Below are 21197 nucleotides of genomic sequence, written 5' to 3' on the forward strand. Positions count from 1 at the left end.
TCCGGTGCTGCTAGGCGAGGGTGAACGCCCCGTTGCGCAGCACCGGGACCGCTGAGGAGACCGACAGCTCGGCGGCGATCGCGACGTCGGCCTCGAACTCGGCGGCGATCAGCTCCCGACCGCTGACGCTGGCGTAGATCCGCTCGGCCAGGGCGGGCCTGACGACCTCGAAGAGGTCGGCCGCCGCACCGGCCTCCGGGCTCATCGCGAGCCGGTGGCCGGTCGCGGCCAGTGCCGCCAGGATCGCTCCGGCACCGAGCTGGTCCTCCAGCGCCGGACGGAGGGAGTCGTCGGAGTCCCAGCGCTCGCCGGCCGCCACGATCGCCACCGACTGGCCCGACTCGATCTGCGGGGAGAGCCAGGCCGCGACCGCTGCGGCGTTGCGCAGGCAGCCGGCCGCGACCTCGGTGCCCTCGGCGGCCGCCGCGATCGACGAGCCGTTGGGGGAGGGCAGCACCAGCCGCGGGGTCGGCACGCAGGTCATCAGGCTGGCCGGGGAGAGCGAGGGCCGCGTCGGGCCGGAGTCGCCACTGGCCGCCTCCCTCCGGCCGACGGCCAGGATCGCGTCCCGCTCGATCGCGAACGACTCGGCGCGCTCGTCGCGCCACGGATGGGGGAAGACCTCCATCCCGCGCTCCACCGCCACACAGACCGAGGTGGAGAAGCTGAGCACGTCGACCACCACCGTGATCGCGGCCTTCGCCCGCGCCGCGCCGACAGGACCCCACTCCATCCTGATCCCGTAGGCGGACTGCCCGAAGTGGTCGGTCATGGAGCGACGTTACCTCCCCGCCTGGTTGCGCCGCGAGAAAGACAGAATTGGCCCTTCCGGCGAACCGGAAGGGCCAATCTGGTCAGTCTGCAGAGTCAGAGACTCACTTGTTGGCCTTGCGGGCCTTGCTGGCCGTCGACGACCCCTTCGGGGCCGTGACCGCTTCGCCGTCCAGCCCTTCGGGCTGGGGCTCGCTCACTCGGCACAACCAGACGAGCAAGCTCGCTGGTTGGCCTCACTCACTCGCCTCCCACGACAAGGCCAATCAAGCAGGCCTCCGCTGGCGCTCCGGCCTACTTGTTGGCCTTGCGTGCTCGGCTCGCGGTCTTAGCCCGAGCGTTGGCGTCCAGGACGACCTTGCGGATGCGCACGGTGTCCGGGGTGACCTCGACGCACTCGTCGTCGCGGCAGAACTCCAGGGACTGCTCCAGGGAGAGCTGCTTCGGCGGGGTGAGCTTCTCGAAGTTGTCCGACGTCGCCGAGCGGATGTTGGTCTGCTGCTTCTCACGCGTGATGTTGACGTCCATGTCGTCGGCGCGGGAGTTCTCGCCGACGATCATGCCCTCGTACACCTCGGTGCCCGGCGGGACGAACAGGGTGCCGCGCTCCTGCAGCGAGGTCATCGCGTGCGCGGTGGCAGCACCGGCGCGGTCGGCGACCAGCGAGCCGTTCTGGCGCGAGCGGATCTCGCCGGCCCACGGGGTGTAGCCCTCGGAGATCGAAGACGACATACCCGTACCACGGGTCTCGGTGAGGAAGTCGGTGCGGAAGCCGATCAGGCCACGAGCCGGCACCACGAACTCCATCCGGACCCAGCCGGTGCCGTGGTTGGTCATGCCCTCCATGCGGCCCTTGCGGACGGCGAGGAGCTCGGTGATCGCGCCGAGGAACTCCTCGGGGGCGTCGATGGTGAGGCGCTCGAGCGGCTCGTGCAGCTTGCCGTCGATTTCCTTGGTGACGACCTGCGGCTTGCCGACGGTGAGCTCGTAGCCCTCACGACGCATCTGCTCGACCAGGATGGCCAGAGCGAGTTCGCCACGGCCCTGGACCTCCCAGGCGTCGGGACGCTCGGTCGGGAGGACCTTGAGCGAGACGTTACCGATCAGCTCGGAGTCCAGGCGGTCCTTGACCATCCGGGCGGTGACCTTGGAGCCCTTGACCTTGCCGACCAGCGGCGAGGTGTTGGTGCCGATGGTCATCGAGATGGCCGGGTCGTCGACGTGGATCAGGGGCAGGGCGACCGGGTTCTCGACGTCGGCGAGGGTCTCACCGATCATGATGTCGGGGATACCGGCGACGGCGACGATGTCACCGGGGCCCGCGATCTCGCCGGGCTGGCGGTCCAGGCCCTTGGTGATCAGCAGCTCGGTGATCTTGATGTTCTTGACCTCGCCGTTGCGCTGCATCCACGCAACCTGCTGGCCCTTCTTCAAGTAGCCCTGGTGGATGCGGACGAGCGCCAGACGGCCGAGGAACGGGGAGGCGTCGAGGTTGGTGACGTGGGCCTGGAGCGGCGCGCCCTCGTCGTACTCCGGCGCGGGGATCGTCTCGAGGATCGTCTTGAACAGGGGCTCGAGGTTGTCGCCCTCGGGCAGGGTGCCGTTCTCCGGCTTGGTCAGCGAGGCGATGCCCGCCTTGCCCGAGGCGTAGACCACGGGGAAGTCGATCGCGTCCTCGCCGTGGGTGTCGTCGATCAGGTCCATGAAGAGTTCGTAGACCTCGTCGATGACCTCGTCGATCCGCGCGTCGTGGCGGTCGACCTTGTTGATCACCAGGGCGACCGGCATCTTCGCGTTGAGCGCCTTGCGCAGCACGAAGCGGGTCTGGGGGAGCGGGCCCTCCGAGGCGTCGACCAGCAGCACGATGCCGTCGACCATCGACAGACCACGCTCGACCTCGCCACCGAAGTCGGCGTGACCGGGGGTGTCGATGATGTTGATCGTCATCCCGCCCTCGGGGGCGTACTCACCGTTGTAGTGGATCGCGGTGTTCTTCGCGAGGATGGTGATGCCCTTCTCGCGCTCGAGGTCACCGGAGTCCATCACGCGGTCGGAGACGGACTCGGCCTCGTGAGCCGAGAAGGCGCCTCCCTGGCGCAGCATCGCGTCGACGAGGGTGGTCTTGCCGTGGTCGACGTGGGCGACGATGGCGACGTTGCGCAGATTAGCCTTCACAGTCTCGAAAGTTTAGGTCGGCCGAGGCCGATGAACCGCATCGGCGAGACTTGCCCTGCCGCAGTGTGACGCGCGCGACACCGTACGACGGGCGCCTGGATGCACCAGGAGCCGCCTCGTTCGGCAGGGTTCGCGCGAGAGCCTCAGGCGAAGGCGCGGTCGAGGGCGTCCTCGACGTGCACCGTGATCACGTCGAGCACGGGGATCTCCACGTCGGTCGGACGGACCAGCAGGGAGAGCTCGCTGGCGGCGAAGATGACCGCCTCGGCACCGGCGTCGGTGAGCTCGTCGATGATCCCGAGCACCCGCTTGCGGGAGCTGGGGTTGATGGTGCGGAACACGAGCTCGTCGTACACGATCGAGTCGAGGGTCTCGGTGTGAACCTCGTCGGGCATGTTGACGCTGATGCCGTGGGACGCGATCCGCTCGGCGAAGAAGTGGTCGGTCAGGGTGAACGCGGTGCCCATGAAGCCGACGGTGCTGATCCCGGCGGCCTGGAGCCGCGCCGCCATCAGGTCAGCGAGGTGGACGACCGGGATCGCGACGGCGGCCGCGACCTGGTCGTAGACCCGGTGGAACGTCGTGGAGGCCAGCAGCAGGAAGTCGGCCCCGGCGCGCTCGGCGCCCTGGGCGGCGGCGATCAGGATCGCCGCGACGGCGTCCCAGTCGCCTTGAGCCTGGAGGTCCGTCAGCTCGGCAAGGTCGACTGAGATCAGCACGACCTTGGCGGAGTGCAGCCCGCCCAGACGTGCCTGCACGCCCTTGTTGAGACCTTCGTAGTAGACGGCGCTGGATTCCCAGCTCAGCCCACCGATGAGTCCGATCGTCTTCACCCCGGCAGTGTCCCACCGCACACGGGTGGGCAAAGAATCCTCGGATGCTACGCCTGGTCTGTGAGCAGCCCGACACCGACCCGGCGCGGAGGGCCCCGGGCCGAGCGGACTCAGATCCGGTGGACCTTGTGCGGGGCTGCCTGCACGCGCGGCTTGATCACCAGCTCGTCGATGTTGACGTGCGCCGGACGGGTCACCATCCACACCACCGCTTCGGCGATGTCGGCAGCCACCAGCGGCTCGGGCACCCCCGCGTAGACCGCGTCCGCAGCGGCCTGGTCACCGTCGTAGCGCACCAGCGAGAACTCCTCGGTCCGCACCATCCCCGGCGCGATCTCCATCACCCGGACCGGCTGGTCGACGATCTCCAGACGGAGCGCCTCGGTCACCATCCGTACGCCGCTCTTGGCCGCGTTGTAGCCCGCGCCACCCTCATAGGCGCGGCGCCCGGCGATCGAGCCGACGTTGACGATCGCGCCGTCACCGCTCGCGATCAGGGCCGGCAGCAGCGCCCGGGTGACCTGCATCAGGCCGACCACGTTGACGTCGAGCATCCGGCGCCACTCCTCGGCGTCGGCCTGGGCCACGGGCGACGCACCGAAGGCACCACCGGCGTTGTTCACCAGCACGTTGAGGGTCGGTCCGACCGCCTCGGCCAGGGCCGCCACCGAAGCGGGGTCGGTGACGTCGGTGGTGACGGCGACGCCGTCGATCTCGGAGGCCAGCTCCTCGATCCGGTCGGTGCGGCGGGCGGCCAGGAAGACCCGGTAGCCGGCGGCTGCCAGCTGGCGGGCGGTCTCGGCGCCGATCCCACTGGAGGCTCCGGTAACGACGGCGGTCTTGCGGGGCTGCGTGGGCTCGGAGGACATGGTCCTATTCTGGGGCGCATGGGTGAGGGAGCGGTACGCCGGGTGGCGATGGTGAGCCTGCACACCTCACCGTTGGATCAGCCCGGCACCGGCGACGCCGGCGGGATGAACGTCTACGTGCTGGAGCTGGCCCGCCGGCTGGCCGCCCAGGACGTCGAGGTCGACATCTTCACCCGCGCTACTTCCTCGGCCCTGCCGGCCCGGGTCGAGGCCGCCGACGGGATCGCGGTGCACCACGTCGCCGCCGGTCCCTACGAGGGCCTGTCCAAGGCCGAGCTGCCCGGCCAGCTGTGCACCTTCGCCCGCGAGGTGCTGCGCGTCGAGGCCACCCGACCGGTCGGCTGGTACGACGTGGTGCACTCGCATTACTGGCTCTCGGGCCAGGTCGGGGCGCTGGCCCGCGACCGCTGGCGGGTGCCGCTGGTGCACTCGATGCACACGATGGCCAAGGTCAAGAACCTCGCCCTGGCCGAGGGCGACACCCCCGAGCCCGCCGCGCGCGTGATCGGCGAGGAGCAGGTGGTCGAGGCCGCCGACGTGCTGCTGGCCAACACCGAGCTCGAGGCCGACCAGCTGATCGACCTCTACGACGCCGACCCCGCCCGGGTCGCGGTCGTCCACCCCGGCGTCGACCTGGCCCGCTTCACCCCCGCCGACCAGGCGTCCGCACGGGCGACCCTGGGCCTGCCGGCCGAGGCTCTGGTCGTCCTCTTCGCCGGTCGGATCCAACCGCTCAAGGCTCCCGACGTGCTGCTCCGAGCGATCGCGGTGCTGGTCACCCGCTCCCCGGAGCTGCGTAGCCGGCTCGTCGTGCCGATCGTCGGCGGCCCGTCCGGCTCCGGCCTCGACCGCCCCGAGTCACTGGCCGCCCTGGCCGCCCAGCTCGGCATCGCCGACCTGGTCCGGTTCGTGCCGCCGGTCTCCCAGACCGAGCTGGCCACCTGGTACGCCGCCGCCACCGTCGTCGCCGTGCCCTCCTACAACGAGTCCTTCGGCCTGGTCGCGATCGAGGCCCAGGCCTGCGGCACCCCGGTCGTCGCCGCCGCGGTCGGCGGCCTCACCACCGCCGTCGCGCACGGGGTCTCCGGGCTCCTGGTCGACGGCCACGACGCCGGCCGGTGGGCCGACGCCCTGACCTGCGTCCTGCTCGACGAGCGGCTGCGTGCACGGCTCCAGGTCGGTGCGCTCGCCCACGCCCAGGACTTCTCCTGGGAGGCGACGGCGTCGAAGACCATCGCGCTCTACGAGAAGGCGCGAGCGAGCATGCGAGAGGCAGTGTCATGAGCGCAGACGATCAGGCGGCCGCCGTACGGACGTGGCTGGAGACCAACGAGATCGAGTACACCGAGGAGGCGCCCGAGACCGGGGAGCGCACCTTCTCCTTCGCGCTGCCCGGGGAGCGCAAGCTCTCGGTGCCGATCCGCCTCGACCTGGGCACCCACGCCCTCGGCGTGCATGCGTTCGTGTGCCGCAAGCCCGACGAGAACTTCGAGGGCGTCTACCGCTGGATGCTGGAACGCAACCTCAAGCTGTACGCCGTCGCCTTCGCGCTCGACGCAGCCGGAGACATCTATCTCGACGCCCGGCTGCCCCTCGCGCTGGCCAGTGCCGACGAGCTCGACCGGCTGCTCGGCTCGGTGCTGACCTACGCCGACGAGTCGTTCAACACCCTGCTGGAGCTGGGCTTCGCCAGCTCGATCCGCAAGGAGTGGGCGTGGCGGCTGGAGCGGGGGGAGTCGACAGCCAACCTCGCCGCCTTCGAGTCCCTCCGCCCTGCCGACTGACGTCAGTGGCGCGTCGCCGGCGTTGCCGGCGCTCGAAGGCCGCTCCGCTCAAAGGCCGCCTTCGCGCCGGCGCCTGGGCGCCGCGCGCACTGACGTCAGCCGGCCAGCGTGCGCCGGATCAGGCGTCCCCGCCGGCGTTGCCGTCACGCTGAGGCAGGTCCGAGCATTGCGTGACTGAAGGGTGCCAGCGCGTGCGGCGCCAAGGCGCCCGAGCGAAGGCGGCCTGAGAGCGAAGCGGCCGCCGAGCGAGGGCAACGCAGGCGACGCACCGCCATCACCCTGGACGCGCCAACCGCGAGTTCTGAGGCGTTGGGAGCGACCGCACGAGCAAGCTCGACGGTCGGCCTCACTCACTCGCCTCAGAGGTCGAGCTTGTAGCCCAGGCCTCGGACGGTGACCAGATACTTCGGCTCGCTCGGGTCGGGCTCGAGCTTGGCGCGCAGCCGCTTGACGTGGACGTCGAGGGTCTTGGTGTCGCCGACGTAGTCGGAGCCCCAGACCCGGTCGATCAGCTGGCCGCGGGTGAGCACCCGGCCGGGGTTGCGCAGGAACATCTCCAGGAGCTCGAACTCCTTGAGCGGGAGCCGCTGCTCGCCACCGTCGACGGTGACGACGTGGCGCTCGACGTCCATCCGTACCGGGCCTGCCTCCAGCGTCTGCGGGGACAGGTCGGGCTCGGCCCCGCGACGCAGCACGGCGCGGATCCGGGCGACCAGCTCGCGCGGGGAGTACGGCTTGGTGACGTAGTCGTCGGCGCCGAGCTCGAGGCCGACCACCTTGTCGACCTCGTCGTCCTTGGCGCTCACCATGATCACCGGCACGGCCGACGTGGTGCGGATCTGCCGGCAGACCTCCGTGCCGGGGATCCCCGGCAGCATCAGGTCGAGCAGGACGATGTCGGCACCGTTGCGGTCGAACTCCTTGAGCGCGTCGTCGCCGTTCTCGGCGATCGCGACCTCGAAGCCCTCCTTGCGGAGCATGTAGGACAGCGCCTCCGAGTACGACTCTTCATCCTCGACGACCAGAACCCGTGTCACGGGCGTACCTCCTGGGGGAGAGTGGCGGACGTGTGCGCCACATGTTGCGGGAGAGTGAGGGTGAAGGTCGAGCCCTGTCCCTCGACGGACCAGACCTTCACCTCGCCACCATGCGTGGCGGCGACGTGCTTGACGATGGACAGGCCGAGCCCGGTGCCGCCGGTGGACCGGTGGCGGGCCGGGTCGACCCGGTAGAACCGCTCGAAGATGCGGTCGAGCTCGTAGGACGGGATGCCGATGCCCTGGTCGACCACGGAGATCGAGACGGTGTCGGTCTGACCCGAGATCACCTTCGTGGTGATCGAGACCGACGATCCCGGCTCGGAGTAGTTGACCGCGTTGGCGACCAGGTTGGTCACCGCCGTCATCACCTGCTCCTCGTTGCCGGTGACGAAGAGGCCCTTCTTGCCGCCCGTCACGACGCTGATGTGCTTCTGCTGCGCGTCGACCCGGACGACGTCGACAGCGTTCTCGATGACCGCGTCGATGTCGACGGCGACCGGCCGCTCCAGCGGCTCGTCGCCCTGGAGTCGGGAGAGCTCGATGATCTGCTGGACCAGCTCGGTGAGCCGGTCGGACTCGATCAGCATCCGGGAGGAGAACCGCTTCACCGCGACGGGGTCGTCGGAGGCCTCGCCGACCGCATCGGCCAGCACCCGGATGGCACCGACCGGGGTCTTGAGCTCGTGCGAGACGTTGGCGACGAAGTCGCGGCGTACCGCCTCGATCCGGCGCTCGCGGGTGCGGTCGTCCAGCAGCGCCAGCACCAGGCGGGTGCCCAGCGGAGCGACCCGGGCGACGACATGGCGGTCGGGGCCGCCGGTGCGGCCGATGACCAGCTCGGTCTCGCGGATCTGACCGTCACGACGTACCTGGCGGACCAGTGTCGCGAGCTCGTCGGAGAGCAGCGCGGTGCCGCGAACCAGCCCGAGAGCGTACGTCGGCGCGCTCGCCTTCACCACGACGTCGTCGTCGTCGACGACCAACGCGGAGGAGCGCAGCACCGACAGCACGGTGGCGACCTCGGGCGGGACGACGGGCGGTGCCGTGCTGGGGGACCGACGCTGCTGGCGCTCGCTGATGTGCCAGGCCAGCACTGCCGAACCTGCCACCACGGCCCCGAGAATCGCGGCAAGAAATGCCTGCGTCGTCGGGTTCACACCCCCAGCGTAAGGCTCCGCTTCACCCCCTCTTCGCCACCTGAGACGCGAATCCGGCAACGTTCACCACCCGTTCACCCAGTGGACCCTGTTCTTCACGGACTATCCGCTTGCGCCTGCGTACCGTGGTGACCATGCGTGAAGCGTTCCGTGAGGAGCTTGAGGCCGTCTTCGGCGCCCTGGCTGCCATCTGCGATCAGGTCGAGGAGGCGGTCGCTCAGGCGACCCAGGCACTCCTCGGTGCCGACGAGTCGGTGGCGCAGAGCGTGATCAGCGCCGACGAGTCGATCGACGACGCCCGCACCTGGGTCGAGGAGCGCTGCTTCGAGCTGCTCAGCCTGCAGGCACCGGTGGCAGGCGACCTGCGTGTCGTCGTCGCCGCGCTGCGGATGGTGAGCGACCTGGAGCGGATGGGCGACCTGAGCGTCCACGTCGCCAAGATCGCCCGCCTGCGGGTGCCGAACTCGGCCGTCCCCGACGGCGCCCGCGAGACCATCGCGCGGATGGCGGAGGTCGCCGAGTCGATGGTGCACCGCACCGCGGAGATCATCCGCAGCCGCGACGTCTCCCAGGCCAGCGAGCTGGCGATCGACGACGACGAGATGGACAAGCTGCGCCGCGCGAACTTCGCCGAGCTGCTCTCCAACGACTGGCAGTACGGCGTCGAGGCGGCCGTCGACCTGGCGCTGCTGGGCCGCTACTACGAGCGCATCGCCGACCACGCGGTCTCGGTCTCGAACCGGGTCGTGTTCGTGGTCACCGGCGAGGCGCCGGTCTGAGTCTGCGCACCACCCCGCACACGACAGTCGGCCTCCCGGTAGCCCGGGCCTGAGGCCGGCTGTCGTGCTGCGCTGGGAGGGCGTCCCTCAGCCGACGTACCCGGGCTTGATCACCCCGAGCACAGCGGCCAGGGCGACCAGGAACCAGATCAGGTAGACCCACGGCTCGGAGCGGCGGATCGAGCCGACGATGCCGTCCTCGATCTCGGGGGTGGATCCCTCGGTCATCAGCCGGCCGAAGGACGGACCGAAGGGGCGTAGCGCGCGGCGGATCATGATGCCGCAGAAGATCGAGAAGCCGTAGGCCATCACCTTCACCCCGAGCCACTTCGGGTTGGTGTCGACCCCGAACGGTTCGGACGCCACCACGGTGTAGAGCCCCATCCCGAGTAGGAACGCCGAGGCGACATAGCGGATCGCAAGGTCCGCGGTGTGGAAGACGTGGTGGGATCCACGGCCGCTGGTGCGGTGCTCCTGCAACGAGACGACGACCCAGGTCAGGGTCGCCACCCAGGCCAGCGCCACCATCCACCAGGTCAGGAAGGACTTCTCGCCCATCGGCCCGGCGTACATCAGGGTGACGCCGCTGGCGCCGAACAGGATCAGGGAGAACCGTGGCGCCATGTCGCAGCCGACCATGATCTTCGCGGCGATGGCGCGGGTCTGCGGGGAGAGCTCGGGCTTGATGATGAACCGGCTGGAGTAGTAGACGCCGAGGTCGCCGCCGAGCCAGTACACGAACAGGCCGATGTGCAGCACGATCGCCACGGTGAACAGGGACAGGCCGTGGACAGGCACGGCAGCGGCGGCCGAGGAAGCCTCGACCGCCGCCGTCGCCGCCCCGGTGAGGGCAGAGGAGATCACTCAGCTGCTCCCGATCACATACCGTCGCCGTCCCAGCGGCCGCGGGAGCGGCTGCGGACGGGCAGCGAGGAGAGGATCGGGGCGGGGACGGGGTCGCCCTCCTTCCAGGTCACCGGACGGCCCCAGTTGTGGGCGTCGCGGTGGGTGCGGTCCTCGGGGTGCTCGGTGGCGCGCCCGGACCAGCCCCAGTCGAGGTCGATCAGCTCGCGTGCCGGAGCGGCGGGCGTCTCGTCGTGGCTGTGCTCGTGCTCATGACTGTGGTCGTGGTCGTGGTCGTGACCGTGCTCATGGTCGTGGTCATGCGAGTGCGAGTGACCGTCGCTGTGCCCGCCCTGCAGCTGGGCGGCGTCCATCGCCTTCATCATCGCCATCGTGATGGCGCGGCTGGACGGGTCCGTGCCGACCCCCTGGTGCTTGACCGGGGTGTTGTCCTGACCCTGGTCGATCTGGAACTGCCACGAGGCCTGCATCTGACGCATGTCCTCCTCAGTGCGCCACGGCTCGGCCAGGTCGTGCGTGGAGTGCGCGTGCCGGATCGGCGGGTGCGGCTCCTCCTGGACCGAGTTCGGGCCGTAGTTGACCGCGTCGCCGCCCCAGCGCACCCACTCGTTCTGGGTGTACCAGTTCTTCAGCTCACCGTCGGAGCGCAGCAGCCAGGTGGCGCCGCCCTCCATCGTGGTGAAGTGGCCGTGCTTCACCCGCGCGGGGCGGAAGAAGTAGGTGCCCAGGTCGAGGGTGCCGAAGTTGTACTCCATGTGGCCCTGGGTGGTGTAGGCCTCCTCGTAGCACGGGTGGTGGGCCAGGCGGTGGTCGCTCCAGCCCTCCTGGGCGTGCACGAGGCGGGTGTAGAACCCGGTCACCGGGTCGACGTGCAGGTACTTGATGAAGAGACCGGGCATCGGGCCCGGGTTCGGCACGGCGTCCCACTGCATGGCCTCGGAGTCGATCACGATGACGTCCTCGCGGGCGTCGTTCCAGCGTCGGGCCGGGTCGCCCAGATCGGCGCCGTCGATCGGGTCGAAGCCGGCGTCGCCGTACTCGCGGTAGTGCAGCAGCTTCGTGCCCTCGGCGACCTTGAGGTAGTCCATCGGGACGCCCTTCGGGGCGTAGACGTAGCCGCCCTTGCCGATCCTGCGGCCGCCGTAGTCGATCTCGCCGTCGAGCACGTAGTACTCGGTGTTGGCGTGGTGGATGCCGGCGCTGCGGCCCCACTCGGTGTGGAAGTCCACGCGCAGCGAGGAGGAGCCGTCCTCCTCGTCGACGGAGAGGCGGCGCTCGCTGGCGCGTCCCTCGCCGCCGGGGAGCTCGGCGCCGTGCCAGACGTAGTCGTCTTCTTGGATGAGTTCGACGTGGGGTCGCAAGTCAGCCTCCTGAGATGAATGTGATGAAAGAATATATGATATTGAGTCGGGTGGCTACGGGTGGCTACGGGTGCCCGACCGGGGGAGCGAGCTCGCGCTTGACCACCTTGCCGCCGGCGTTGCGGGGCAGCGCGGGAGCGACGTACCAGCGCCGCGGGATCTTGTAGCCCGCCAGGCTCACCCGGCAGTGCTCGGCCAGCTGCTCGGCGATCTCGTCGGCCATCACCGCCGCCGAGCCGGCCGGGATCGTCATCACGACATGGGCCACGACCGTCTCTCCCCAGGTCTCGTCGGCCTCGCCGACCACGGCCGCCTCGACCACCTGCGGGTGGGCGGCCAGCACCTCCTCGATCTCGCGCGGGTAGACGTTGGTGCCGCCGGAGATGATCAGGTCCTTCTTGCGGTCCACGATCGAGATGAAGCCCTCGTTGTCGCGTACGGCGATGTCGCCGCAGGTGACGAAACCGTCGGCCGTGGTGCAGGCCTGCGTCGCCTCGGGGTCGTCGAGATAGCCGTTCATCAGGTACGGCGAACGGCTGAACAGCTCACCGGGCGTGCCGTTCGGCACCGGGACGCCGGCCTCGTCGAGCAGCCGGATCTCGGTGTGGAACCAGGGGTGGCCGACCGAGCCGGGCTTGGCCCGCATGTGCACCGGGCGCAGGTTGGTGATGATGCCCGACTCGGTGGAGCCGTACAGCTCGTGCACGTCGCGGCCGGGGAAGCGCTCCATCACCCACTGCTTGAGTGCCCACGGCAGCGCGGCGGCGTTGAAGTAGAGGGTGTCCAGGCTGGCGAGGTCGTAGGAGTCGATCACGTCGTCGCCCAGCGAGCGCAGCGCCTGGGCCATCGTGGGGACCAGGAAGGCCGACTGCACCCGGTCACGGGCGACCAGGTCCAAGAACGCGGTCGGGTCCCACTTGCGCAGCATCGTGACGGTGCCGCCGGTGTAGACCGGCGCGTAGCCGAAGGCGAACCCGGCGCCGTGGTACATCGGCGCCACGGCTGCCGAGACCCGGCCGGCGGCGAGCTTCCACTCCAGGGCGCTCATGGTGAAGGTCAGGGAGCGGCTGCGGTGCGAGATCACCACGCCCTTGGGGCGCCCTGTGGTGCCCGAGGTGTAGGTGATGCAGAACGGGTCGCGCTCGTCGACGACCACCCCCGTCTCCTCGTCGGGGGCCGACGCCAGTGCCTCCTCGTACGCCGACCCGAGCGTGGTCCCGTCGATCGACAGGCACGGCATCCGGGCCGCCCCGACCGCGTCGGTGACGATCGGGGCCAGGGCGTCGTCGAGGATCAGCGACCGCGCGCCGGAGTGACCCAGGATGAAGGTCGCCTCGGCTGCGGTCAGGCGCGGGTTGAGCGGGACCATCACGCCGCCGGCCGCCGCGATCCCGGCGGCGATCTCCGGATACTCCAGGCGGTTGCCGAGCAGCACGCCGACCCGGTCGCCGGGAGTGAGGCCGGTGGCCTGGAGGTGGCGTGCGAGTCGACGTACGCGGGAGAGGAGAGCGGCGAAGGTGAGCCGGCGCTCCCCGTCGATCACCGCGACGGTGTCGGGGGTGGCCTCGGCGAACTCACGCAGGCCGTTGACGATGGACAGCGGCGCACCGCCGGGGATGAGGGACATGCGGGTCTCCTTGCGGGCAGGTGGTCAGGCGGGGAACCAGCCGGCGCGACCGAGCTGCGCGGGGGCCTGTGGCAGGCCGAGCTCGGTGGCGATCCAGGTGCCGGTCGCGGCGATCGCCGCATGGTCGAGCGGGCGACCTGCGGGCTGCGCCACCTCGACGTCGGCGGAGCGGTCGAGCAGGTAGAGCAGGTCCTCGGTGGCGATGTTGCCGGTGGCGCCGGGGGCGAACGGGCACCCGCCGATCCCGCCGGTGGACGCGTCGAGCACCGTCACACCGGACTCGATCGCGGCCACGGCATTGGCGTAGCCCGTGTTGCGGGTGTTGTGGAAGTGCGCCCGCAGCGGCGTGGCGGGATCGAGGTCGGGCAGGGCGCGCAGGCCGGCGACGAGGGCCCGGACCTGCGTGGGTACGCCGACCCCGATGGTGTCGGCGATGGCGAGCTCGTCGGGGGCACCGGCCAGGCAGCGCCGGGCGACGTCGATCACCCGCTCGGCGGGGACCTCGCCGTCGAACGGGCACCCGAACGCGGCCGCCAGGATCACCGAGGTCTTCAGGTCTGCCGAACGGGCGTCGGCGGCGATCTGGAGCCAGGCCTCGATCTGGGCGGCGGTGTCCCTGCCCTGGTTGCGCAGGGCGAGGCCGTCGCTGGCCACGACGACCGCGGTGATCTCGTCGCAGCCCGCCGCGATCGCCCGCTCGACGCCGCGACGGTTGAGCACCAGACCGATCATCGAGAGTCCCTCGAGGTCGGCGACCCCGGCCAGGACCTCGGCGGCATCGGCCATCTGGGGCACCAGGTCCGGACGGGCGAAGGCGGTCACCTCGACCCGGCGCAGGCCGGCGTCGACGCTGCGGCGTACGAGCTCGATCTTGGTCTCGGTCGGCAGCAGCCGCTTCTCGTTCTGCAGGCCGTCGCGGGGCGCGACCTCGACGATCTCGATGATCGCGGGACCGGGCGGGTCGGGGGTTGCGTTCATGTCCACTCCTCCAGGCTGACATCTACAGCATATCGGATATATGATTTGCGCATGACTGGTGCAAACGGATCCCTCGCCGGAGTCCGCGTCCTGGAGGCCGGGCAGCTGCTCGCCGGGCCGTTCGCCGCCACGTTGATGGGCGACCAGGGTGCCGACGTGATCAAGGTCGAGCCGCCGGGCGTCGGCGACCCGATGCGCGCCTGGGGCCGGACCGACGGCACCTCGCTGTGGTGGCCCGTGGTGGGCCGCAACAAGCGGTCGGTGACCCTCAACCTGCGCGAGAAGGAGGGTCAGGAGCTCTTTCTCCGCCTCGTCGCCGAGGCCGACATTGTGGTCGAGAACTTCCGCGCCGGCACCTTCGAGAAGTGGGGCCTGGGCTACGAGCAGCTCAAGGCGATCAACCCGGGGATCATCATGGTGCGGGTCTCGGGCTACGGGCAGACCGGTCCCTACGCCAGTCGGGCGGGGTACGGCTCGATCGGCGAGGCGATGGGCGGGCTGCGCTACATCCTCGGCGACGCCGACCGGCAGCCCTCGCGTGCCGGCATCTCGATCGGCGACTCGCTCGCCGCCATGCACGCCTGCGTCGGGGCGCTCTCGGCCCTGCGGCACCGTGACCAGACCGGCCAGGGCCAGATGATCGACGCGTCGATCTACGAGTCGGTGCTGGCGATGATGGAGTCGCTCGTCACCGAGTGGGACGTCGCGGGCTACCAGCGCGAGCGGACCGGGGCGATCCTGCCCAACGTCGCCCCGTCCAACGTCTACCCGACCAAGGACGGTCAGCTCATCCTGATCGCCGCCAACCAGGACACCGTCTTCTCCCGGCTGGCCGACGCGATGGGCCGCCCGGAGTGGTACGCCCCCGGGCATCAGTACTCCACCCACGTCGGCCGCGGGAAGGCCCAGGCCGAGCTCGACGACCTGATCTCGGAGTGGACCGCGACCGTGGTGGCCGACGAGCTGCTCGACGCGATGAACACCGGCGGCGTCCCGGCCGGACGGATCTACAAGGCCGCCGACATGCTCGCCGACCCGCACTTCGAGGCCCGCGAGTCGATCGTCCAGGTCCCCGACGCCACCTTCGGCACCCTGCGGATGCAGAACGTGGTGCCGAAGCTCTCGGCCACCCCCGGCACGATCCGCTGGACCGGACCGTCGCTCGGCCAGCACAACGACGAGGTGTACGGCGACCTGCTCGGCCTCGACGAGGCGGCCCGCGCCGACCTGCTGGCCCGGGGCGTGATCTGAGCCGATGGTGTCTCCGCTGGGAACCGAACGGTCCGCCGACTACGCGGCGGCCGGGTTCATGGGACGGATCGGGGGCGGGGCGGCGCCGGCCGTGATCGTCGTCGACGTGTGCCGTGCCTATCTGGGCGCGGGGCCGTTCGCCGATGCGGGTGGTCGGTTCGAGGCGGCGCGTGCCAGCGCCGACCGGATCGTCACCGCGGCCAGGGCCGCTGGGCATCCGGTGCTCTTCACTCAGGTCGTGCTGGCGCCCGGTGGTGCTGACGCGGGGTGGTTCGCGGTCAAGGTGCCGGGCCTGGTCGCGTTCGCGCGCGGGTCGGCGTACGGGGAGTTTCCGGCCTCGCCGGCTCCGTTGGCCGACGAGATCGTGGTGACCAAGCAGTACGCCTCGGCCTTCTTCGGCACCACGCTCGCCTCGACGCTGCGCCACCTCGGGATCGACACCGCCGTCGTGCTCGGCTTCTCCACCAGCGGCTGCGTCAGGGCCACCACGCTCGACGCGCTGCAGCACGGCTTCCGGCCGCTGGTCGCGCGCGAGGCCTGCGGCGACCGCGATGCCGAGGTGCACGAGCGCAACCTCTTCGACCTCGACGCCAAGTACGCCGATGTGCTGAGTGAGGCCGAGATCCTCGACTACCTGACCACCACCCCTGCCCCTGGAGGCGTCCGATGAATGCTCCTGCTGGTTCTGCTGCTGCTGGTTCTGCTGCTGCCGGTTCTGCCGCTCCGATCGTGGTCCGGCTGGACTCACCCGAGCTGACCTGGGGTAGGCACCAGATCGCCGGGGCCGAGCAGCCCGCCGACATCACCATGCTCCGGGCCGACGCCGAGCGCGGCACCCGTGCCGTGGTGGTGCGGTTCCCCAACGGGTGGACCCGTGACGCCGTCGGCCACCAGCCGGCGGGGGAGGAGATGGTGATCATCTCCGGCTCGCTCGCGATCAGCGGCCTGACCTGCGGCGAGGGCGAGATGCTGATCGTGGAGCCGCTGGCCACCCGTGCTGCGACCTCGACGCAGGACGGCACTGCTGCCCTGGTCTGGTTCTCCGGCCCCGGTGGCGGCTGGGCCGACGGCGAGGCCTCTGCCCCCGGGGCGGCGCGGGTCGTCGCGGTGGACGCCGCCCTGCAGCGTCCTGCCACCCCCGCCCTCGTCGGCACGGTGCACGCGCGCGAGCAGGCCGCGGGCGAGGTCTTCGAGGTCGACGTCGACCTGTTCTGGCCCGGTGAGCAGACCTGGGCCTTCGTCCCGGCCGGTGTCGCGGCCCCGCAGGTCCCCGGCTTCGCGATCGTCCACACCTGGTCCTAACCGCCGAATTCCGGGTTCACCACCGGCGAGATCCGGGTTTGTCACGCGCGAGATCCGGGTTTGCCACGGTCGACTTCCGGGTTCGCCACGCGCGAGATCCGGGTTTGCCACGCGCGAGATCCGGGTTCGCCACGGTCGACTTCCGGGTTCGCCACGGTCGAGTTCCGGATTGCTCACATGGTCGTACGCCGGGCAGCGGGTCGATCCGTTCCAGTGCCCGATCTAGGCGACACGCCGAAGGTGTCGGCGTGTTTCGGCCCGAGGGCGCACGAACGGACCTGCTGGTGGTGAACCCGGATCTGGGCGGTGGTGAACCCGGAAGTGGGCGGTGGTGAACCCGGAAGTGGGCGGTGGTGAACCCGGAAGTGGGCGGTGGTGAACCCGGAAGTCGGCTAGGGGTGGGCTGCGGCTACGTCGGCGTCGAACGTCTTCCTGGCGGCGCGCAGGATCACCACGCAGGCGAAGAGGGGCGGCAGCAGGACGAGCATCGCCAGCGGGAGCGAGTCGAGCAGGTCCGAGGTCAGACCGATCAGGAACGGACCGAACGCCCCGCCGAGGGTGGTGAGGAACTGCAGCACGGCGAACCCCATCCCGCGACTCTGTGACGGCACGACGTCGGCCGCGGCCGCCGTCAGGTTCGGTATCGCCCCCGCGAAGCCCGCGCAGGCGGCGGCGATCAGGGTGACGCGCAGGCCGAGGCCCGGCAGGGTGACGGCCAGGGTCAGCCCGATCGCGCCGGCCAGCAGGAACCAGGCGGCGACGGCGATCCGCCAGCCGTCGGCCCGTGCCCGGTCGCCCAGACGGCTCCCGAGGACGATGCCGATCACGATGCCGGTGCCGCCGACACCGCCGGCCAGACCCGCGGCGGCGTCGTGGTCGAGGCCCTCGGTCCGCTCCAGGAACGTCGGCAGCCAGTAGAAGAGGCCGGCGACCCCGAGCGCCAGCATCGCCTGGCTGGCGATCACGCCGCGCAGCGTCGCGATGGTGAGCAGGCCGCGGGCCTCGGCGATCAGGGCACCGCGCGCAGGGGTCGGGCCGTGCGTGGGCGGCGTACTGGAGAGAGATCCCTCCGCGCCCGCTGACCCCGACACCGCCGACCCCGACACCGACGCCGACGCGGCCACCCCCGAGCCCGCAGCCCCCGCCCGCCCCGCCCGGAGCGCGTCGATCTCGTCCCCGAGCCCGCGACGCGGCTCGCGTACCGTCCAGACCAGGGCGGCGACCAGCAGGCCCGGGATGGCGGCGACGAAGAAGACCGCCCGCCAGTCCAGGGCTTCGGCGACAGCGCCGCCGACGATCACGCCGGCGGGCAGGCCCATGTAGTAGCCGGCGCGCTCGAAGCCGAACGCCTTGCCGCGACTCGACGACGGGTAGTAGTCGGCGATCAGGCTCGAGGCCGGCGGGTTGTAGAGCTGGCCGGCGGCGCCGATGGCGATCCGGATCAGGAAGAACAGCGCGAAGCTGCTGGCCAGGCCGCTGAGCACCGAGCACAGCGCCCAGACCAGGACGACGATCGCGATCGCGCCGACCCGGGGAGCCCGGTCGGCCAGGCGTCCGGCCGGTAGCAGCAGCAGGGCGGCGGCGATGCTGGCCGCGGTCGGGATCGCGCCGGCGACGGTGTCGCTGATCCCGAAGTGCTCCTGGATCGCCGGGAGCGCCCCGGCGACGAGGTTGATCTCGACCCGGTCGACGAAGGCGACCAGGCCGATCACGATCGCGGGCCACCACCCGAACGGCGGGTCGCGGGTCAGGTCGACGTCGCGCGCCTCACCCCGGGAGTGCACCTGAAGCGTCGCCACGGCGCGCTCGGGTGGGATTGGATGGTCGGGCTGGGTCTCCGTCATGGGGGGACTCCTGTGCTCGGGGCCGGTTTCGTACTAGGCTGACGGAATCGTACAAGATATACGAAATGAGGTTCCGAGTGCTTCGCGTAGCTGCAGTCCAGTACGCCGTCGGTGAGGACGTCGCCGCCAACCTGGCCACCGCGGTGCGGATGATCGACGCCGCCGTCGCCCAGGGCGCCGAGGTCGTCGTCCTGCCCGAGTTCGGCAACCATGTCTCCTGGTACGCCGATCGCGAGCACGCCCGACGTGAGGCCCAGACCCTCGACGGGGAGTTCGTCGCCACCCTCGCGGCCCGCGCCGCCCAGCACCGCATCCACCTGATGGCCAACTGCACGCTGCTGCGCGAGGACGGCCGGGTCGGCGGCACGAACGTGCTCTTCGGTCCCGACGGCTCCGTGCTGGCGGTCAACGACAAGCAGGTCCTGATGGGCTCCGAGCGCGACCACATCGACCCCGCCGTCGACACCGCAGGCGTGATCGAGACCGCGATCGGCCGGGTCGGGCTCTACTCCTGCATGGACGGCGTCATCTACGAGACCCCGCGGATGCTCGCGGTCGGCGGCGCCCAGCTGCTGCTCAACAGCCTCAACTCCTTCGCCCTGGACGAGGCCTCGCTGCACGTCCCGGTCCGGGCTGCGGAGAACAAGGTCTGGGTGGTCGCGGCCAACAAGGTCGGCCCGCTCGTGCCCGAGCACTCCATCGCTGCCGTCGCCGAGAAGGTCGGCGTCCCGATCGACCGGCTGCACGGGGCGGGGGAGAGCCAGATCGTCGCCCCTGACGGGACCGTCGTCGCGATCGGTCCGCGCACCGGTGAGGCGGTGGTGATCGCCGACATCGACGTCACCCTCGCTGACGACAAGGCCCGCCCCGACGGCACCGACGTGATGGCAGCGCGCCGCCCTGACGCCTACAGCCCGATCACCGAGGAGCCGGTCGGTCGACAGGCACCTGCGGGTGCTGCGGCCCTCGAAGCCGTCGTGCTGGGGGCCGAGAGCGTCGATGCCCTGGTCGCCGACCTGCGCGCTGCGATCGCCGACGGTGCCGGACTGGTCGTGCTGCCGGAGCTGGCCGCCCACCCGGGCGGTGACCCGAGCGCCCCGGCCGACGAGCGTCTGGGAGTGGAGGCGCTCGGTGAGCTGCTGGCCGGCACCTCGACGTACGTCGTCACCTCGACGATCACCACCGACGACGCGGCTGCGGGCCAGCACGTCGGCGTCGTGGTCTCGGCCGACGGCGTCGAGCTGATCCAGTCCCAGCTGCACGTCAGTGCGCGCCACGGGGCCCTCGCACCGGCGGCCGGTCTCGGCATCGAGGTGCTGGAGACGCCGTGGGGCAGGCTCGCGGTCGTGGTGGGCGACGACGCGCTCTTCCCGGAGACGTTCAGGCTGGCGGCGCTGGCCGACGCCGACGTGGTCGCGGTGCCGTTCTCGGTGGCTGAGGCTCACGACGTCGACCTGCTCCTGCTGGAGCGGGCGGCCGAGAACCGTCTCAACCTGGCGGTCGCCTCACGCCCGCACGCCGAGTATGGCGGCGGCGCCCTGATCCCGCTGTCGTCGAACTTCACGCTGTGGGGCACCGAGTGGGACGGCCCGTTCGCCGGCGTCATCTCACGACCCGACCCGGTGCCGGCGACCGGCGCGGTCACTGCGGCGACCCTGCGCCCGGCCTGTGCGACCAACCGGATGGTCAGTCGCGGCACCGACGTCGTCGACGGTCGGCCCTGGCACCTGGCCGGGGTGCTGACCGCCTGAGGCCCGGCGCCGAGTCCCGCGACGCCAACGGCCCCCACCCCGACCTGGTCGGAGTGGGGGCCGTCGCGATTCTCGAGCCAGTCTCAGGAGGTGGCGACCGCCGGGGCCTCGCGGACCGCGAGCGCCTCGAGCAGTGCGGACTCCGTGCTCTCCAGGTGCGCCACCCAGGCGGCGCGGAGCTCGGCGACCTTGCCGGCGCGGGCCAGGTCGAGCAGCACGCGGTGCTCGTCGATCCGGCCCTGCTGGGTCTCGGGGGCGTGGTCGAGGTTGTCCATCAGCAGGTGCAGGTAGCGGTCCGAGGCCTTCCAGAGCACGCGCAGCACGTTGGAGTCGGCCGGGCCGATCACGTCGAGCAGCATCGCCTCGTGGAAGGCGTGGTGCTTGGCGGCCAGGGCGGCGGGCTCGCGCTCGATGCCGACGTACTCGGCCAGCGCCTCCTCGGCGTGGGCGAGGCGCTCCTCGGTCATCGCGCGACCGGCGCGCTCGCACAGGTCGCCCTCGATCAGCTTGCGCAGGTGGTAGATGTTCGCGAGCTCCTCCGAGGTCACCGTGGCGACCAGTGCGGAGCGGCCCGGGCGGAGCTCGATGACGCCCTCGCTCTCTAGGCGGCGCAGGGCCTCGCGGACCGGGATGTGACTGATGTCGAAGCGCTCGCACAGATCGACGATGGAGACGGTCGAGCCCGGCGGCAGGTCGCCGTTGAGGATCGCGCGGTGGAGCTCGTCGGTGACGCGGTCCACCAGCGAGTGGTGCGCGATCGGGCGGACGCCCTTGGCGTTCGTGGTTCTCCGGCTCATCGTCCTGTCATCCC

19 protein-coding genes are annotated in these 21197 nt (G+C 70.8%); 7 read left to right on the plus strand and 12 right to left on the minus strand.

Annotated features, from left to right (window positions below):
- Positions 1 to 10 precede the first annotated feature (10 nt).
- The 4 genes from Q1V88_RS03580 to Q1V88_RS03595 all read right to left on the minus strand — a co-directional run bounded on the left by Q1V88_RS03580 (position 11) and on the right by Q1V88_RS03595 (position 4648).
- Positions 11 to 772 carry a 2-phosphosulfolactate phosphatase gene (locus Q1V88_RS03580; RefSeq protein ID WP_300677980.1) on the minus strand — a complete coding sequence of 254 codons (762 nt, stop codon included), beginning with the start codon at positions 770 to 772 and terminating at the stop codon, positions 11 to 13.
- 293 nt (positions 773 to 1065) lie between these two features.
- Positions 1066 to 2946: a translational GTPase TypA gene (gene typA / locus Q1V88_RS03585; RefSeq protein ID WP_300677982.1), complete on the minus strand. Its 1881-nt coding sequence runs from the start codon at positions 2944 to 2946 to the stop codon at positions 1066 to 1068.
- 143 nt (positions 2947 to 3089) lie between these two features.
- Complete coding sequence (locus Q1V88_RS03590) at positions 3090 to 3779, minus strand: amino acid racemase (protein ID WP_300677984.1); 690 nt, start codon at positions 3777 to 3779, stop codon at positions 3090 to 3092.
- A gap of 110 nt (positions 3780 to 3889) precedes the next feature.
- Positions 3890 to 4648 (minus strand): SDR family NAD(P)-dependent oxidoreductase, encoded by a 759-nt coding sequence (locus Q1V88_RS03595; protein ID WP_300677987.1) that lies wholly within the window; start codon positions 4646 to 4648, stop codon positions 3890 to 3892.
- Between the two features lie 18 nt (positions 4649 to 4666).
- Here Q1V88_RS03595 and mshA point away from each other — a divergent pair, with 18 nt between their 5' ends.
- Positions 4667 to 5932: a D-inositol-3-phosphate glycosyltransferase gene (gene mshA, locus Q1V88_RS03600; protein WP_300677990.1), complete on the plus strand. Its 1266-nt coding sequence runs from the start codon at positions 4667 to 4669 to the stop codon at positions 5930 to 5932.
- Entirely contained in the window at positions 5929 to 6432 is a 504-nt protein-coding gene (locus Q1V88_RS03605) for a YbjN domain-containing protein (protein WP_300677993.1), read from the plus strand. Before mshA ends, Q1V88_RS03605 begins: the two co-directional genes overlap by 4 nt.
- A gap of 359 nt (positions 6433 to 6791) precedes the next feature.
- On the opposite strand, the gene Q1V88_RS03610 is transcribed toward Q1V88_RS03605, so the two are convergent.
- The gene (locus Q1V88_RS03610; protein ID WP_300677996.1) at positions 6792 to 7469 is read right to left on the minus strand and encodes a response regulator transcription factor; all 678 of its coding nucleotides are present in this window, start codon (positions 7467 to 7469) and stop codon (positions 6792 to 6794) included.
- On the minus strand, positions 7466 to 8629 hold the full coding sequence (locus tag Q1V88_RS03615) for an ATP-binding protein (RefSeq protein WP_300677999.1): 1164 nt from the start codon (positions 8627 to 8629) through the stop codon (positions 7466 to 7468). Before Q1V88_RS03615 ends, Q1V88_RS03610 begins: the two co-directional genes overlap by 4 nt.
- 134 nt (positions 8630 to 8763) lie before the next feature.
- On the opposite strand from Q1V88_RS03615, the gene phoU reads away from it, so the two are divergent.
- Entirely contained in the window at positions 8764 to 9408 is a 645-nt protein-coding gene (gene phoU, locus Q1V88_RS03620; protein WP_300678002.1) for a phosphate signaling complex protein PhoU, read from the plus strand.
- A gap of 87 nt (positions 9409 to 9495) precedes the next feature.
- On the opposite strand, the gene Q1V88_RS03625 is transcribed toward phoU, so the two are convergent.
- The 4 genes from Q1V88_RS03625 to Q1V88_RS03640 form a co-directional block, all read right to left on the minus strand.
- Positions 9496 to 10272 carry a hypothetical protein gene (locus tag Q1V88_RS03625; RefSeq protein ID WP_300678004.1) on the minus strand — a complete coding sequence of 259 codons (777 nt, stop codon included), beginning with the start codon at positions 10270 to 10272 and terminating at the stop codon, positions 9496 to 9498.
- A gap of 14 nt (positions 10273 to 10286) precedes the next feature.
- Positions 10287 to 11633, minus strand: coding sequence for a DUF4437 domain-containing protein (locus Q1V88_RS03630; RefSeq protein WP_300678006.1), 1347 nt, complete (start codon positions 11631 to 11633; stop codon positions 10287 to 10289).
- A gap of 64 nt (positions 11634 to 11697) precedes the next feature.
- Positions 11698 to 13260: an AMP-binding protein gene (locus tag Q1V88_RS03635; RefSeq protein ID WP_300678009.1), complete on the minus strand. Its 1563-nt coding sequence runs from the start codon at positions 13258 to 13260 to the stop codon at positions 11698 to 11700.
- 24 nt (positions 13261 to 13284) lie between these two features.
- On the minus strand, positions 13285 to 14238 hold the full coding sequence (locus tag Q1V88_RS03640; protein ID WP_300678012.1) for a hydroxymethylglutaryl-CoA lyase: 954 nt from the start codon (positions 14236 to 14238) through the stop codon (positions 13285 to 13287).
- A gap of 51 nt (positions 14239 to 14289) precedes the next feature.
- On the opposite strand from Q1V88_RS03640, the gene Q1V88_RS03645 reads away from it, so the two are divergent.
- The 3 genes from Q1V88_RS03645 to Q1V88_RS03655 are packed head-to-tail and all read left to right on the plus strand — an operon-like array spanning position 14290 to position 16791.
- The gene (locus Q1V88_RS03645) at positions 14290 to 15489 is read left to right on the plus strand and encodes a CoA transferase (RefSeq protein ID WP_300678015.1); all 1200 of its coding nucleotides are present in this window, start codon (positions 14290 to 14292) and stop codon (positions 15487 to 15489) included.
- Between the two features lie 4 nt (positions 15490 to 15493).
- Complete coding sequence (locus tag Q1V88_RS03650) at positions 15494 to 16159, plus strand: isochorismatase family protein (RefSeq protein ID WP_300678017.1); 666 nt, start codon at positions 15494 to 15496, stop codon at positions 16157 to 16159.
- Complete coding sequence (locus Q1V88_RS03655; RefSeq protein WP_300678018.1) at positions 16156 to 16791, plus strand: DUF4437 domain-containing protein; 636 nt, start codon at positions 16156 to 16158, stop codon at positions 16789 to 16791. Before Q1V88_RS03650 ends, Q1V88_RS03655 begins: the two co-directional genes overlap by 4 nt.
- Positions 16792 to 17183: 392 nt before the next feature.
- On the opposite strand, the gene Q1V88_RS03660 is transcribed toward Q1V88_RS03655, so the two are convergent.
- Entirely contained in the window at positions 17184 to 18635 is a 1452-nt protein-coding gene (locus tag Q1V88_RS03660; RefSeq protein ID WP_300678020.1) for an MFS transporter, read from the minus strand.
- Between the two features lie 77 nt (positions 18636 to 18712).
- On the opposite strand from Q1V88_RS03660, the gene Q1V88_RS03665 reads away from it, so the two are divergent.
- On the plus strand, positions 18713 to 20386 hold the full coding sequence (locus Q1V88_RS03665) for a nitrilase-related carbon-nitrogen hydrolase (protein ID WP_300678023.1): 1674 nt from the start codon (positions 18713 to 18715) through the stop codon (positions 20384 to 20386).
- Between the two features lie 83 nt (positions 20387 to 20469).
- On the opposite strand, the gene Q1V88_RS03670 is transcribed toward Q1V88_RS03665, so the two are convergent.
- Positions 20470 to 21183 carry a GntR family transcriptional regulator gene (locus Q1V88_RS03670; RefSeq protein ID WP_300678025.1) on the minus strand — a complete coding sequence of 238 codons (714 nt, stop codon included), beginning with the start codon at positions 21181 to 21183 and terminating at the stop codon, positions 20470 to 20472.
- Positions 21184 to 21197 lie beyond the last annotated feature (14 nt).

The sequence above is a fragment of the Nocardioides sp. genome, assembly GCF_030150155.1.
GTDB lineage: Bacteria > Actinomycetota > Actinomycetes > Propionibacteriales > Nocardioidaceae > Nocardioides.